Raw genomic sequence first — 15,419 nt, 5'->3', positions numbered from 1 at the left:
TTTTTTATCCGCTGATAGCGTGCCAGTAAACCACATGATGATTTAACATCACCGACTAATAAAGGACTTAAGACGATGAAAATAACTAGCCTGCCACGCCTGACGCGTGCGTTTCTACCGCTAGCTTTGGTTATGCTTGCCTGGCAAACACCGGCCCTGGCACAGGCGACCAATTGCACCCAAGGCAGCACTTGTGTTTCTGTTGGTGGTAGTAATGATTCGATGTCCAAAGAACAGGCTCGCCAAAGCCAACAGCAATGGGATGATACTCATCGTCTGCGCAATAAAGTTAATACCCGGGTTGAAAAGAACTTTGATAAGTTTGATCGGGCTGAAGATGCGAAAGACAACTGCGACCGCAGTGAAAATTTGAACGCCTATTGGGAGCCTAACACGCAGCGCTGTCTGGATCGGCTATCAGGTCGCCAGATTAATCCGTAATGGGTGGCTATGGCTCAGATTTACTTGAGGTTATGAGAATCTGGACTATCCTTTAGGCACGGTTTAAGAATCAATATGTTAGGCAAGCTATTCATCCACATAAGGATTTTATGATGAAAAAAACGCTTATTATCAGTACATTGTTGTTATCGCTGGCCCCTTTGGCTGCTCTGGCATCTTGTGAAAGTGTGAAAGCAGATATCACGCAGAAGATTATCAATAATGGGGTGCCTGAGTCCGGCTTTAAACTGGATATCGTTCCTAATGATCAAGTTCAGCAAGCTGGCGGTCAGGTGGTTGGACATTGCGAAAATGATAGCCAGAAAATTGTTTATACCCGCATAACCGACAGCGAGTAATTTCGCCGTCACCGGTCTGGGTGTGCCTTTCGGTGCACCCTTTTGTTTTATCAATAATTTATTTCTGCATTTCTCAATTTTCACCGGTCATTCATTTGATGGCAAGTAACAATCGATGACAAGTAACACACTCTCCGTCAACTTACCTATCAATCACCAAAGTATGGGGTTTACCTCACTATGTCAGTCAGTAGCGTTGCATGAAACGGCCTGCCCACCTGTATTACTATCGCGCCATGCTGCGTCGACTACTGATTTCGATCATGCTGGGTATGATGGCAGCCTTGATTGTTTGGTTATTCCATCAAGCAATGTTGGGCTTGGAGTGGCTGTTATTTGCCCGAACTGATGGCAGTCTGGTAGCCGCTGCCTCTTCTATTACTGGCTGGCGACGCGCATTAACCCCCGCATTAGGTGGTTTGGCCGCCGGTGCTCTTTTATGGGGATACCAGCGTTACCGAAAACAAAAGCCCAGTGCGCCAACTGATTATATGGAGGCCATCGAGATCGGTGATGGCCGGTTAGATGTTTCCGCCAGTCTGGTCAAGTCTCTCGCTTCATTACTCGTGGTCTCCAGCGGCAGTGCGATTGGTCGCGAAGGGGCAATGGTGCTGTTGGCCGCTTTGTTTGCGTCCGTTTTTGCTCAGCGCTATGCCAAACCTAACGAATGGAAGCTTTGGGTTGCCTGTGGTGCCGCCGCCGGGATGGCCAGCGCCTATCATGCGCCGCTGGCGGGCAGTCTATTTATTGCGGAAATTCTGTTTGGTACGTTGATGCTGGCCTCACTTGGGCCAGTAGTGATCGCTGCCGTCAGTGCATTGCTCACCACCAACCTGCTACACGGTGGCCAGGAAACCCTTTATCAAGTGCAAGCGCTACCATCACCGTGGCCAATACAATATTTACTGATGGCACTATTAGGCTTGCTGGCTGGCTTCTGTGGCCCCTTGTTTTTAAAAGGGATGGCCGCCAGTGGCTATGCTTTCCGCTCGCTGAATCTTTCTCCCCCATTACAGCTTGCGCTGGGGGGGATAATTGTCGGGCTATTATCGCTGATTTTCCCTGAGGTCTGGGGCAATGGCTACAGTGTGGTGCAGTCACTGTTGACAGCTCCGCCAGGGGTTTTATTGATTGCAGGTATATTGATATGCAAATTGTTGGCTGTATTAGCCAGTAGCGGTTCAGGTGCTCCGGGCGGGGTATTCACCCCGACCTTGTTTGTTGGGGCCGCGTTAGGCATGTTATGTGGGCAGATGTTTGCCTGGTGGCCAGCTCTTGGTGACAATATTGCGTTGTTGATGGCACTGACCGGTATGGCGACTCTATTGGCTGCGACCACTCATGCCCCTATCATGGCGGCATTAATGGTTTGCGAAATGACGGGCGAATACACCCTACTCCCAGGATTACTATTATCCTGTGTTATTTCAACAACAATAGCCCGATGGTTGCGTCCGATTTCGGTATATCATTCACGCTAAAATAGGCAACTAATGCAATAGTGGATAGCCACTATTAATTTAATCAGCCCAAAGGGATAAATAGATGATCAGCCGATCGCCGTCAAATCTAAATATTTCGCCAGCGGCTTCTCTTCTGGATGAGGAAGATAAGGTAATTGCCCTAATTGTGGCGCAGGTAACCGTTCGCGTAGCATAGCAATTGTTTCGGCGTAATGAGCTAATCCGGGATTAATTCGATTTGCGACCCATCCCAATAAGGGTAATCCATCGTTGATAATGGCTTGTGCTGTTAATAATGCATGATTGATGCAACCTAATTTAATTCCGACGACTAAAATAACCGGCAATTGTTCCTGTATCACCCAATCAGAATAGAAACGCTGGTCATTCATCATAACTTTCCAGCCACCACAACCTTCGACCACAACCGTATCGGCTTTGGCGGATAAACGTTGTAATCCTTCGGTCATTGCACCGTAATTAATCAGCGTATCCGTGCAGGCATGGATAACATCCCCTTGCAGCGGGAATGGATTAACTTCCTGATAATCCAAATTTATAGAGGATGAAGCCTGCAAAATAAGTGCATCCTGATTACGCAACCCTTCAGGTGTCTCTTTACTTTCTGTCGCTACCGGCTTATAGCCTACCGCTGTTCTGCCATTTTGGCTTAAGGCCTGAAGTAAGGCCCGTGACACCACGGTTTTACCGACAGCAGTGTCGGTACCCGTCACAAATACACGCGTTAACATAACAATACTCCGCAATCTGGCCACTTAGACTCAAGTCTTTCCGCCTAACATTAGCGAAATTGGCAACATGGATAAAAGTCTAGGCGATGCCGACAACAGACAGCTTGCGTTAGCGCAAGGTTTTGCCGAACTGAGAGAGGTTTTTAACGGATAACACCAAATAATAGGAGGAATACATCGTACATACCCACTAATAATTAACCCATAATTATTAGTGTTAATACCTTACCCTTGCAGCAACTTCACCAATAATGAACCGTTATATAACGCTTCTTTTACTAATGCAGCTCCTGGCATTGTGCCCTGATTAAAAAATGCTGTAGGTTCAACCAGAATATTCTCACTGTAAGCAGGTAGTGCTTGTTGACGAATACATGACGCAATTGCCGGATGTAGAATAGATGCGGCTTTATTTAATGGGGAACCGACCAGAATTTTTTCCGGGTTAAATAAATTGACCATAATGGCAATAATTCGGCCAACACTGTGGCCAACGCCCAGAATAATATCTTTAGCTAACTGATCGCCCGCCAGCGCCGCATCACATAAAGATTCAACATTCAGTGGAGAACTGTGTAATAGCGAACTCATTGAACCATTTAATCGTTGCTGGGCAATTTCCAACATATTCTCGATACTGGCAACTGTCTCAAGGCAGCCATGATTACCGCAATAACAGCGCTTGCCGTAGGGATCCACCTGAGTATGACCAATCTCCACTACGCTACGACTACCTGCGTGCAATACCCTTCCGGCAGTGATAACACCAGCACCGACGTTATGATCAATCACCACTTGGATGACATTCTGACAGCCACGTGAAGCACCATACAGTGCTTCGGCCATCGTCCAGGCGCAAATATCGTGTTGTAGATAGACAGGTAATCCCGTGCGCTGTTCCAGTGCTGGGCCAAGCAGCATCTCATCAACATCATAAAACGGCATTTTATGCACAATACCCGCCGGGGCATCAATGATGCCAGGCATAGTAATTGCAATCGCAGTTAACCGCTCAAGCTTGTCTTGATGCCGAATAAAGAATTGATCAACTTCATTGAGAATACGATTAAGTAGCGGTTCAGGATGACTATCCGGTAACGGAATTTGATCCTCAACCACCAGTTTACTGCTGAGATCACGCAAGGCGAGAGTAATAGAACCGCGACTGATACGCCCAGAGACATAATGCCAAGCTTCGGTATCAAGAACTAAACCAATGGCAGGCCGCCCACGGCTGCCAATATCTTGATATTCGGTCTCTTTGACCAGATGAGCCTCAACCAGTTCCCGCACAATCTTCGTGATACTGGCCGGGGCCAGTTGCGCCCGTTTAGACAGTTCAATACGGGATATTGGGCCGAACAAATCAATCAGCCGATAAACGGCTCCTGCATTGGTCTGCTTGATTTGATCAATGTGCCCAGGCTGTCCATCCGTTATCACTGAACCGGCTCCTTCTCTGCCAACCGAGTATTTTTCGCGCTTCTAAATAAAGATTATCGGCTATGTTGGGGCTTTTAGTATATGCCGTCAACTATTTGATTAGTTATGTGATTTACTGCACATAATCACCGGTTTTCCTGGCTTTACTGCTGGTTATTTATACGGAGTCAGTTGGCTGGCGTCGCTTGAGTATCCTTAACCATCAAGCGAATCAACGCTTCTGCTGGGGCGGTTACTGGCCGATGTTTATGATTAACCAACCACACTTCGGTGGTGGCATCAGGTTCAGCCAAAGGTAAATATTTCACCCCATCCACTTTTACTCGGGTAAATGAGGCAGGCAGTATCGACACGCCCAAACCAGAGGACACCAAACCGACGATGGTCATCGCCTCTCCTACTTCTTGCGTAATATAAGGCGTGATACCCGCGCGGGTTAATAGTGCGAGGATTTCATCATACAGGGCAGTACCCACTTCACGCGAAAAGAAAACAAAGGGTTGTTCTGCCAGTGAGCTAAATTTAACACTCCCCGAAGGTAAAGCCGCTAAGGGGCTTTTTTCGTGGACAACGGCAACCAAAGGTTCACGTAACAACAGACGATATTGCAGTGCCTCCGGCAATCGTGTATTGCGCATTACGCCAAGATCAAGCCGCCCATCCAGTAAAGGTTCAATTTGCTGTCTACTGTTAACTTCCCGCATTTTGATATGCACTTGAGGATGCAGTTGCCGGAATGCCTGTAAATTTTTAGATACCGTGCTAATAAAAGGTGCCGATGAAGTAAAACCGATAGTCAGTTCGCCGGATTCTCCGCGATGCAAACGCCCCGCTTTTTCCGCTGCCGAATGCACTTGGGCTAAAATTTGGTAAGACTCCTTTAAAAACAAGGAGCCGGCTTGGGTCAGGCTGACATTACGGTTGTTACGCGCCAAGAGTCGGGCACCAATTTGCTCTTCCAAACTCTGAATTTGCTGGCTGAGTGGTGGCTGAGAAATGCGCAAGCGCTCTGCCGCCCTACCAAAGTGCAATTCTTCTGCTACGGCAATGAAATAACGTAAATGTCTGAGTTCAATACTCATTGCGCTCCATTGATATGTTTAAAGTCTCATTTATAATAATTAATATATTAGACAAAAAACTCAGCTATTTCTATGCTCTTCTCATTAAGCTAAATAGTGGCTAAATCGAAACAGACAGTCTTTAATTGGGTTATTGATAAGGAAATACCGTGACCACCTCTTTGCGCACTACGACCACCGTAGCGCCGACATCCGCAGCACACGATGGTGCAACTTCGTTAGTTCCGCTTCCCGAGGTTACACGTTTAACTAAACGGCCATATATTCAACGTGGTACACCAGAATTTATCCGTGTGACACTGGCTTTCTTTTCAGCAGGATTAGCTACATTCGCCCTGCTCTATTGTGTACAACCCATCCTGCCACTGTTATCTCAAGACTTTAATATCTCACCTGCGGGCAGCAGCTTATCGCTTTCAGCCGCCACCGGCATGTTAGCGTTTGGCCTGATGTTTACCGGTCCACTTTCCGATGCCATTGGACGTAAGTCGGTCATGGTCGTTGCGCTAATGCTGGCGGCTATCTGTACTTTAATTTGTGCCTTTATGACCAGTTGGCAAGGGATTTTGTTGATGCGGGCATTGATTGGTCTGTCCTTAAGCGGCGTTGCTGCTGTGGCCATGACCTACCTCAGTGAGGAGATTCATCCAAGTTTTGTCGCACTCTCCATGGGCTTGTATATCAGCGGCAATTCCATTGGAGGGATGAGTGGCCGCCTGGTGACGGGGGTGTTGAGTGACTTCTTTTCCTGGCGTATTGCACTGGCGGTTATTGGGTTGTTTGCTTTAGCTGCCGCTTGCATGTTTTGGCGAATTCTCCCGCCGTCTAAACATTTCCGCCCAACGTCGTTACGCCCTAGAACACTGGTGATTAATTTCAAGCTGCACTGGCGTGACCCAGGCTTACCACTGCTGTTTGCCGAAGGTTTTCTGATAATGGGCAGCTTTGTCACCTTATTTAATTACATTGGATACCGCTTGTTGGCTCAGCCTTATTATATGAGTCAAGCAGTGGTGGGATTATTATCGATAGTGTATCTGACGTGTGGCTTTGTCCACGACCGTCAGCAGGAATGACTTCTGGTCTTTGCCAAAAATCGTATCGATTTCAACATGCCCGGGAACCTGTTTGAGTTCAGCCTCAGCAGGCCTGTGCTCAATGCCAACCCTGTCCGGGATGGGCGTGCGTCCGGGCTCACCCGTATCATAGCGATAGCGTTTACCCCGGTGAGGGAGCTGAAGGTAAAGCTTACCGCCAGCCTGTCTGTCCGAACGGATATAGCGGTAGAGGGTATTTTTGCTGACGGCGATATCAAACTGGATTTTCAGTCTCCCACAGATAACCTCAGGGGAGGTATGTACAGCCAGCGCCTGCCGGAGAAAGTCTTGTGTCTGCTGGCACAGAGGGAAACAGGCATTGTGTGCCGAGGTGGCGCCCCGCCGTTGTCTGGCTAAGGCATCAGCGCGTCTGGAGGAGTAAAGTCCGTTGAAAGCGGGGTCCGTATTACGCCTGAGCTCCCGGCTCAGGGTAGAGCGAGAGACGCCGAGCTCTCTGGCAATGCAGGACTGATTAACGCCTTCAGCTTTTCGTTTTTCGATGTAAAAGCGCTCATGCTGAGTCAAATGTTTTCCCTTCATGCAACAGGGTCTCCGACAGGGTCAATACGGCTATTTTATCCGTACCTGACCGGTGGGTCACTTTGTTGCATTTCGTTTGGGAATTGGCGAACTGGGGGAATGTGAAAATACTATTGCTCAGATTAATCAGTTGAAAAGTGAGTTGGAACATATCATTACCGTCGAGTCTGGCTTACCGAGTGAGCAACGTTTCGAGTTTGTGCATACCCATTTGCATGGTCTGATTACCTTAAATACTTACCGCACCATTACTCCACTCATCAATCCTAGTTCTGTGCGTTTCGGCTGGGCCAACAAACATATAATTAAGAATGTCACCCGTGAAGAGATCTTAGTTCAACTGAATAAAAGCCTTAATGCCGGGCGCGCGGTGCCGCCTTTTAGCCGCGAACAGTGGATGGAATTAATTAGCTTGGAAATTAATGATGTAAAACGTTTACCTGAAAATACCCGCCTGAAGATTAAGCGGCCAGTAAAAGTGCAGCCTATCGCGCGAGTCTGGTATCAGGAACAGCAAAAGCAAGTGCAGCACCCCTGCCCTATGCCGTTAATTGCTTTTTGCCAGGTACAATCAGCGGCGGAATTGCCTAAGTTAGGTGAGTTAATAGACTACGATATCAACCAAATTAAGCATAAATATAAGCCGGATGCCAAACCTCTGCGGTTACTGGTGCCAAGGCTGCATCTGTATATCGACGTTGAATAAATAATGCGTTGCCAAGATCAATTCCAGTACGGGCAATAACCATAACGAATTCATATACATTTTTTAAGATAGATATCTGGACGGTTTATCTGCCATACAAAGTCGTGACGATTGATCGCCTGAAAACCAGTCTTTTTATAAAGGAAAGCGGCAGTGTCCGTAACGAGCATAATCCGTCTAAGGCTGGTTGTAACCGGATGAGCCTGACTGCATTCGACCAGCCACTTTGCTAAACCTAATCCCTGGTACTCTTCAAGCACATACACATCACATAAATAGCCAAAAGTGGCATAATCAGTGACCAGACGGGCAAACCCAATCTGTCTTTTTCCATCAAACAGTCCAAAACAAAGGCTATTTTTAACGGAAAGTCTGACCGTTTCCAGATCAATTCCTGGAGCCCAGGAAGAGCATGTTAAAAATGCGTGCATAGCATGAATATCGAAGCGAGATTTGTCTGTCGTAACGATAAAACTTTCCCTGCTGAATTCTTTATGGTTCTCATCCATCGATGTTTCCTTTAGACAAGTTGTATTGCTGATAGTAGCTGCCGTATAGAAAACGGAGATCTGAGTTTGACGGTTGATAACACCGGTTTTTTATCCGTAAAAAACGCCAGTCATAAGGACCGGCGTTAATCGTTTGTTTGGCTGGCCGTTATTTCATACTGCCAACCATATCTTCCGGCTTGACCCATTCATCAAACTGTTCTCCGGTCAGATAGCCTAATTTCAAGGCGGCAGCTTTGAGTGTAAGCCCTTCTTTATGGGCCTTTTTGGCAATCTCGGCAGCTTTGTCATAACCAATATGGGTATTCAACGCGGTAACTAACATCAAAGACTCATTCAGTAACTGCGTTATACGGTCACGATTTGGCTCAATACCCACCGCGCAATGTTCATTAAAACCGCGCATACCATCGGCCAGCAAACGAATTGATTGCAGGAAGTTATGAATCACCAACGGGCGGAAGACGTTCAACTCAAAATTACCGGATGCTCCACCAATATTGATGGCCACGTCGTTACCCATAACCTGTGCGCATAACATCGTCATGGCTTCACACTGTGTCGGATTCACTTTGCCAGGCATGATTGAACTGCCCGGTTCATTCTCAGGAATCGCGATTTCACCAATGCCACAGCGAGGGCCAGAAGACAACCAGCGCACATCGTTGGCAATTTTCATCAATGAAGCCGCAAGTCCTTTTAAAGCCCCATGACCATGAACTAATGCATCACAAGCCGCTAATGACTCAAACTTATTAGGCGCAGTGATAAATGGTTGATGGGTAAGCGCCGCAATCTCTTTGGCTACTCGCACGGCATATTCTGGATGCGTATTCAGCCCGGTTCCTACCGCCGTCCCCCCTAACGCCAACTCACACAGATGAGGAATAGTCGCTTCAATATGCTGCACGCTGTGAGATAGCATCGCCACCCAGCCTGATATCTCCTGCCCTAAGGTCAATGGCGTAGCATCTTGCAAATGCGTCCTGCCAATCTTCACAATATCGCGAAAGGCGTCCGCTTTGTGTGCCAGTGTCTCCTGCAATGTTTTGAGTTCCGGTAACAGATGTTGCCGCAACCCGATAACCGCAGCAACATGCATCGCCGTTGGGAAGACATCATTTGAACTTTGGCTTTTATTCACATCATCATTAGGATGCACTAACCGATTGTTTCCGCGCTCGCCACCTAACAACTCACTGGCACGGTTCGCCAAAACCTCATTCATATTCATGTTGGTCTGGGTACCAGACCCGGTTTGCCAGATAGACAGTGGAAACTCACTCGGATGACACTCTTCCAGAACTTCATCTGCGGCGCGCATGATGGCCTTTGCCCGTTCGGCTGGTAGTAGCCCTAAATCCATGTTGACCTGCGCCGCTGCCCGTTTGGTCAGTGCCAGAGCATGGATCAGTGCCGTCGGCATTTTTTCTTGCGAGATACGGAAATGTTCCAGTGAACGCTGGGTTTGTGCGCCCCATAATTGATTTGCTGGTACATCGATAGGCCCCATAGAGTCTTTTTCACTGCGGGTGGTCGCCATCACGGTCTCCTTAGCATGTAGAACTGAACGGTTGAGGTATTGTCATACCAGTCTCACTGGCGACATGACAACTATCATGGCACATTTGCTGTCACCTTTATGCGATTGATTCGCATTTATATCATTTTGTGATCAATATTCTCATAACGAGCCGGCGGCTAAAACACACCGCTAATTAGCACACTCATCCTTGTGACCACTCAGTTCAACCATCAAATCTCGGATCCAACCATGGCCAGCATGACTATGACTGCGCTCATGCCAAACTAAGCTGACATCAAATTGCTCCGCAAGCCAGCCAACCTCAACCATCGTGAATCGATCCGGCTGCCCCTGCACTTGCCACAATCTCCGTGGAATTAAAGCAACAAGGTCGCTAGTGGCGACTATCTCAGGAACAAAAAGGAATGACGCTGCCGACATAACAACATTACGTTGAAATCCGAATGCCGCCAGAGCATCGTCTATTGGTGTGGTGAAGCTGCCCCCAGAAGGTGAAACAATGACATGCTCTAGTTGGCTAAAATCTGCCATTGTTAACTTGTCTCTAAGCCCCGGGTGGTCCTTCCGCCCGATGAGTACATAAGTTTCATCGAACAAATGGCGTGCTCTTAGACGCGCATGATAGGCACCTTGTGTAATAACCGCTATATCAACCTCGCCACTGGCCAACTGTTGTTCCAACTGGCTCGGATTATAGTGACGAACGGCAATGCGGACCCCCGGTGATCTTTGCCGTAAGGCCAAAACCAGCGGCATGACGACCGCAGCCTGTATGTAGTCAGTACCAGCAATGGTGACCGTCAGTTGAGCCCGCTCGGGATAAAAATCCTTGTGCGATTGCAGCGTGCGGCGCAGTTGGTCCAAAGACGCACGCAGCGGAGTAAGTAACTCCAGCGCTTTTGCAGTCGGCGTCATCCCCCGTCGCGCAGGAACCAGCAAAGGGTCGTCAAATACCTCTCTCAAGCGATTCAGTTGCGCACTAACTGCGGGCTGGCTGAGATTAAGTCGCGCTGCGGCCTTCGTTACATTCTGTTCAGCAAGCAAAGCTTCCAGGGTGACCAACAGGTTTAGGTCTATCCGTGTGGTATCCATTTGGTGGATTCCTTAATATAAAACAATCGATTTCTCTTATCCCTCAGCCGTCATCATAATGCAAGTTCATGTTGTAGGGATGATCAGGAGACAGTTGATGTTATCGAATAGCAAACCACTCATCACAGTGGTGGGAGCATTGAGTAAACAAGGGCGTAGTGTGGTGCGCACGCTACTAGAGAGTCAGCGCTACCGAGTACGCGCGTTAACGCGGCGGGTAGATTCCCCTGAAGCGCAAGAGCTGGCGCTTCAGGGTGCAGAACTCATGGCAGTGCCGCTAGAGTTGGGCCATAAAGAGACGTTTGTTCAAGCATTTAAAGGGGCATATGGCGCGTTTCTGATGACGCCCGCTATCACGCCGCAGGCAAGCCACGCGGAAACACACGAAACAGCGTTAGGTAAACAAATAGCAGATGCCGCCGTCGAAGCGGGGGTAAAACATATTGTATTCTCTAGTCTGGAAAACGTAGAAAAGATTACCGAAGGGAAAAAGTGGGTGCCACACTTTACCGATAAGAGCCGGGTTGAGAGCTACATTCGTACACTGCCCGTCACCAGTTCATTTATCTACATGGCGTTTTTTTACACTAATCTACTTGAGTTCTATCAGCCACGAATGGAAGGAGATACTTTAGTCTTTCCTCTCTATCTACCTGAAGATTTTTGCGCACCTTTTGTCGACCCATTGACAGCGACCGGCCCAGCGGTGTTAGCGATTTTTGATGATAAGGACCTGTACGCGGGCCAATCTTTGCCTGTTATCGGGGAGATCATTTCACCCAAAGAGATGGTTGAAACGTTTAGCCGTGTCACGGGGAAAAAAGCCCGCTACAGCTCGGCGTTTACACGTGAGGAGCTATGTCAACACTTCCCCACATTTTCCAGCATTGGGGGATTAGTGGATGAGGTAATCGGTATGGCTGAGTATACGGTAGAGTACGGTTACTTCCGTAAAGAGCGAGATCTGCTTTGGAGCCGACAAGTAAATCCGGCCAGTTTAACCTGGGAACAATTCCTGCGTACCACTGGATGGCAAGGGCAAGCGCTATCTTTTGCTCGGTGATTTTCGCCGTATTTACCTTAGCGGTTTTCTCACTTTCCTAAATAAGGGCGTCGATGTTACGCCCTCTTCGCGACATTAAACGGCAGTAGTGCCCGTTTTCGTTCAATTGGCCCCCACCCTCCGATTACTACTTGCAACCCCCGTAGCGCCATTGTTTACTAAGGGACAATTTTATTGGGCGGCAGGGCCAGGCGCGATTAGTCATATAAAATAACTGATTTGTGTGTAACCCTTAATTTGGCCCTTAACAAACGGCAGAACGTAAATATGCAAAAGATGAAGAATGCAGTGCAAAACTACGCTTGGGGCAGTACTGACGCCCTCACTCAGCTTTATGGCATAGCAAATCCACAGGGGAAACCGATGGCTGAACTGTGGATGGGCGCGCATCCGAAGAGCAGCTCACAGGTGGCAGATGCTAACGGCCAGTGGCATTCATTGCGTGATGTGATCGAACAAGATCCCGATGCTAATCTGGGCCATGATGTTTTCAACCGTTTTGGTGAGCTACCATTCCTGTTCAAAGTACTTTGTGCGGCACAACCGTTATCGATTCAGGTTCATCCCAGTAAAACCGCCGCCGAAATTGGTTTTGCCAAAGAGAATCAGGCGTGTATCCCACTGGATGCTGGCGAAAGAAATTATAAAGATGCCAACCATAAGCCGGAGCTGGTCTATGCGCTAACACCCTTTCAGGCTATGAATGGTTTCCGTACACTGGAAGATATTCAGGCATTACTCCACCCCTTGGCGGCAGCGCATCCCGATATCGCCGCATTCCTGCGCGAACCGGATACTGAACACTTAGCGGCTCTGTTTGCCAGTTTGCTGAGTTTGGCTGGTGACCCAAAAACGCTCGCGCTGGGGATTTTGAAAGCAGCCTTAAATAACCAGTTAGGTGAGCCTTGGGATACCATCCGCAGTATCTCGCGTTTTTACCCTGATGACAGCGGCTTGTTCTCCCCCTTATTGCTAAATGTCGTGACCCTGCAACCGGGTGAAGCCATGTTCCTGTATGCTGAAACACCGCACGCCTACCTCCACGGCGTGGCTCTAGAGGTGATGGCAAACTCCGATAACGTATTACGCGCGGGCCTGACACCCAAGTTTATCGATATTCCCGAACTGATGGCCAATCTGCAATTTATCCCCAAACCGGCTGATACTCTGCTGACCACGCCAAAACAGCAAGGCAATGAACTGGCCTTCCCTATCCCTGTTGAGGATTTTGCTTTTTCACTGCATACAGTAACGGCCGAGACTCAAGTGTTGGCACAACCTAGTGCGGCAATTGTGTTTTGTATTCAGGGTCAGGCGGTATTGAAAAAACAGCAGCAGGAAATAACACTACAACCAGGCGAATCCTGTTTTATCCCGGCGAATGAATCACCGGTTACAGTGCAAGGAATTGGCTCTATTGCGCGTGTTTACAACGCAGACTGAACGAAGTCACTCATTTTGTTGTCAATAACTGGCTTTTTGCTGTCGTGATAGATAGATTCCATAGTCGCAATGACGGGGTTTTGTTATTACGCAGAACTCGCGCTTGCCGTTTCAGGATAGTTATCGTCGCAATAATATTTGTGTCCGGTTAATCTATGCCTATATTAATTTGGTGAATACTGTTTTTCAGGCATTCTCTTGGGTGGTTTTTCACCAGCAACTCATTACCGCGTTCAACATAGTGAATTTGGTGTATTAGAAAAGGATGAACAGAACAATGAAAAAATCGTTAGTGGCTGTCAGCGTCATTGTCGTACTTGGCGCAGCATGGACTGGAGCCTCATGGTATACCGGCAAACTGATTGAACAACGGATGGGCGAGCTGGTTAACACCGCAAACGGGCAGATCAGAACATTGCTGCCTAAAGCCGGTGTCAAACTCGCCTATACAGATTACCAACGTGGTTTGTTCCGTAGCCAGGTTCGCTATGTGCTGCAAGCAGATAGCAGTGTCGTGGGTGAAAAAGCGTTAAAAGACGGTGATGAAATCGCTTTTATCGAAACTATCGATCACGGCCCATTCCCGTTCGCGCAGTTGAAGAAATTCAATTTGATCCCGAGCATGGCATCGGTACATACCGAACTTGCCAATACCCCTGCATTGAAAAAGCTATTTGATGTTACCAAGGGCCAATCACCGTTTACTGCGGATTCACGCATTTCATACAGCGGTGATACCTCTTCCGCCATTACCTTTATTCCTATCGACTATCAGCAAAATACCACCAGCATGAAATTCTCTGGTGCTACCATTGATGCCGATGTTTCGCGCGATATGCGTAATGTGAAGATGAGTGGTAGCAGCGAGAATATCGTCTTCACCAGCAAAAATCAGTGGGACCAACTGGAACAATTCAGCGTGCAGGGCCTGACGCTGAAAAGTGACAGCAAAATGGGTAAATTTGATCTCAGCATTGGTGATCAGCAAGTCGCTATCAAGCAAATTGGTTTCAGTCTTGATGGCAAAGAGATGGCAACACTGGTTGGCTTTAACCTTAATACCCAATTGGGTGAAACGGATAAAGACCTGAACGGCAAACTGAGCTACACCCTCGATGCATTAAAAATTCAGGGTAATGATTTCGGTTCCGGTAAATTAGCCTTTGCCTTTGACAAGCTTGATGGCCAAAACCTGAAGCAGTTCACCAGCGCGTATAATCAACAAGTGCTGAAAGCCGTTCAGGCTGGTGAAAATCTCGATCCTGTTGCCTATCAAGAGCAAATGACTGAGATGTTAATTGCCAATCTTCCAGGGCTGTTAAAAGGCAATCCAACCGTGAGCATTGCGCCACTGAGCTGGAAAAACGCTAAAGGGGAAAGTACCTTTACCCTGAATATCGACTTGGTTGATCCGGCGCAGACTAAAGCAAGTGCAGAACCCCTGTTAGCACAGTCAGTGAAGAAAGTTGACGCAACCCTGACTATCCCGATGCCAATGGCAACTGAGTTGACGACCCAGGCCGCACGCCTGCAAGGCTACAGCCCGGAAGAAGCTCAGAAGCTGGCACAACAACAGGTTCAAGGCATTGCCGCTATGGGCCAGATGTTTAAACTGACCACCACCAAAGATGATGTTATCAGCAGCAGCTTCCATTTTGCTGATAATCAGGTCAATTTGAATGGCCAGAAAATGTCACTGCAAGAGTTTGTTGGCCTGTTTGGTATGTTTGGCGGGGCACCTGCTGAAGAAGACACCGGCAGCGCACCAGAAGAGATGCCAGCAACCCCAGCAGAACCTGCGGTTCCGGCACAATAGTTGTTGCAATAAGTCGCAGTAATAACACATAGAACGGAGCCTGATGGCTCCGTTTTTTTATCTCTGG

13 protein-coding genes and 2 pseudogenes are annotated in these 15,419 nt (G+C 48.0%); 8 read left to right on the top strand and 7 right to left on the bottom strand.

Annotated elements, in window-relative coordinates:
• The first annotated feature begins 75 nt into the window (after positions 1 to 75).
• The 3 genes from ACWJJO_RS11115 to clcB all read left to right on the top strand — a co-directional run bounded on the left by ACWJJO_RS11115 (position 76) and on the right by clcB (position 2,281).
• Positions 76 to 441, top strand: a complete 366-nt coding sequence (locus ACWJJO_RS11115; protein WP_083158844.1) for a DUF1283 family protein — start codon at positions 76 to 78, stop codon at positions 439 to 441.
• A gap of 113 nt (positions 442 to 554) precedes the next feature.
• Positions 555 to 800: a DUF1161 domain-containing protein gene (locus ACWJJO_RS11110; RefSeq protein ID WP_083158845.1), complete on the top strand. Its 246-nt coding sequence runs from the start codon at positions 555 to 557 to the stop codon at positions 798 to 800.
• Between the two features lie 200 nt (positions 801 to 1,000).
• Positions 1,001 to 2,281 carry a voltage-gated ClC-type chloride channel ClcB gene (gene clcB / locus ACWJJO_RS11105; RefSeq protein WP_481091020.1) on the top strand — a complete coding sequence of 427 codons (1,281 nt, stop codon included), beginning with the start codon at positions 1,001 to 1,003 and terminating at the stop codon, positions 2,279 to 2,281.
• Positions 2,282 to 2,349: 68 nt separating this feature from the next.
• Here clcB and bioD read toward each other — a convergent pair whose 3' ends face one another.
• The 3 genes from bioD to ACWJJO_RS11090 all read right to left on the bottom strand — a co-directional run bounded on the left by bioD (position 2,350) and on the right by ACWJJO_RS11090 (position 5,540).
• Complete coding sequence (gene bioD / locus ACWJJO_RS11100; RefSeq protein WP_083158847.1) at positions 2,350 to 3,015, bottom strand: dethiobiotin synthase; 666 nt, start codon at positions 3,013 to 3,015, stop codon at positions 2,350 to 2,352.
• A 225-nt stretch (positions 3,016 to 3,240) separates the two neighbouring features.
• A complete protein-coding gene (gene mlc / locus ACWJJO_RS11095; protein ID WP_083158848.1) occupies positions 3,241 to 4,458 on the bottom strand; it encodes a sugar metabolism global transcriptional regulator Mlc in 1,218 nt (405 codons plus the stop codon).
• Between the two features lie 167 nt (positions 4,459 to 4,625).
• A complete protein-coding gene (locus ACWJJO_RS11090) occupies positions 4,626 to 5,540 on the bottom strand; it encodes a LysR family transcriptional regulator (protein ID WP_083158849.1) in 915 nt (304 codons plus the stop codon).
• A 149-nt stretch (positions 5,541 to 5,689) separates the two neighbouring features.
• On the opposite strand from ACWJJO_RS11090, the pseudogene ACWJJO_RS11085 reads away from it, so the two are divergent.
• A pseudogene (locus ACWJJO_RS11085) lies at positions 5,690 to 6,583 on the top strand (MFS transporter); the annotation flags it as partial.
• On the opposite strand, the gene ACWJJO_RS11080 reads toward ACWJJO_RS11085, so the two are convergent.
• The gene (locus ACWJJO_RS11080; RefSeq protein ID WP_481091019.1) at positions 6,563 to 7,177 is read right to left on the bottom strand and encodes an IS30 family transposase; all 615 of its coding nucleotides are present in this window, start codon (positions 7,175 to 7,177) and stop codon (positions 6,563 to 6,565) included. The pseudogene ACWJJO_RS11085 and the gene ACWJJO_RS11080 sit on opposite strands and share 21 nt — an antisense overlap.
• An 88-nt stretch (positions 7,178 to 7,265) precedes the next feature.
• Between ACWJJO_RS11080 and tus the strand changes: the two are divergent.
• Positions 7,266 to 7,883 (top strand): annotated as a pseudogene (tus, locus tag ACWJJO_RS11075) (DNA replication terminus site-binding protein); the annotation flags it as partial.
• Between the two features lie 50 nt (positions 7,884 to 7,933).
• Here the strand turns inward: tus and ACWJJO_RS11070 are convergent.
• From ACWJJO_RS11070 to ACWJJO_RS11060, 3 genes are all read right to left on the bottom strand, one after another.
• Positions 7,934 to 8,392: a GNAT family N-acetyltransferase gene (locus tag ACWJJO_RS11070; RefSeq protein ID WP_083158855.1), complete on the bottom strand. Its 459-nt coding sequence runs from the start codon at positions 8,390 to 8,392 to the stop codon at positions 7,934 to 7,936.
• A gap of 148 nt (positions 8,393 to 8,540) precedes the next feature.
• Positions 8,541 to 9,935 (bottom strand): class II fumarate hydratase, encoded by a 1,395-nt coding sequence (gene fumC / locus ACWJJO_RS11065; protein WP_372569178.1) that lies wholly within the window; start codon positions 9,933 to 9,935, stop codon positions 8,541 to 8,543.
• Between the two features lie 171 nt (positions 9,936 to 10,106).
• Positions 10,107 to 11,030, bottom strand: coding sequence for a LysR family transcriptional regulator (locus ACWJJO_RS11060; RefSeq protein ID WP_083158857.1), 924 nt, complete (start codon positions 11,028 to 11,030; stop codon positions 10,107 to 10,109).
• Positions 11,031 to 11,127: 97 nt separating this feature from the next.
• Here ACWJJO_RS11060 and ACWJJO_RS11055 point away from each other — a divergent pair, with 97 nt between their 5' ends.
• From ACWJJO_RS11055 to ACWJJO_RS11045, 3 genes are all read left to right on the top strand, one after another.
• Positions 11,128 to 12,093, top strand: coding sequence for an NmrA/HSCARG family protein (locus ACWJJO_RS11055; RefSeq protein ID WP_083158858.1), 966 nt, complete (start codon positions 11,128 to 11,130; stop codon positions 12,091 to 12,093).
• A 267-nt stretch (positions 12,094 to 12,360) separates the two neighbouring features.
• Entirely contained in the window at positions 12,361 to 13,536 is a 1,176-nt protein-coding gene (manA, locus tag ACWJJO_RS11050; protein ID WP_481091018.1) for a mannose-6-phosphate isomerase, read from the top strand.
• Positions 13,537 to 13,813: 277 nt separating this feature from the next.
• Positions 13,814 to 15,352, top strand: a complete 1,539-nt coding sequence (locus tag ACWJJO_RS11045; protein ID WP_083158860.1) for a YdgA family protein — start codon at positions 13,814 to 13,816, stop codon at positions 15,350 to 15,352.
• Positions 15,353 to 15,419: the final 67 nt, after the last annotated feature.

Source organism: Yersinia antarctica (genome assembly GCF_056636475.1).
Note: the sequence above shows the minus strand (reverse complement) of the source record. Positions and strands in the feature narration are given on the sequence as shown.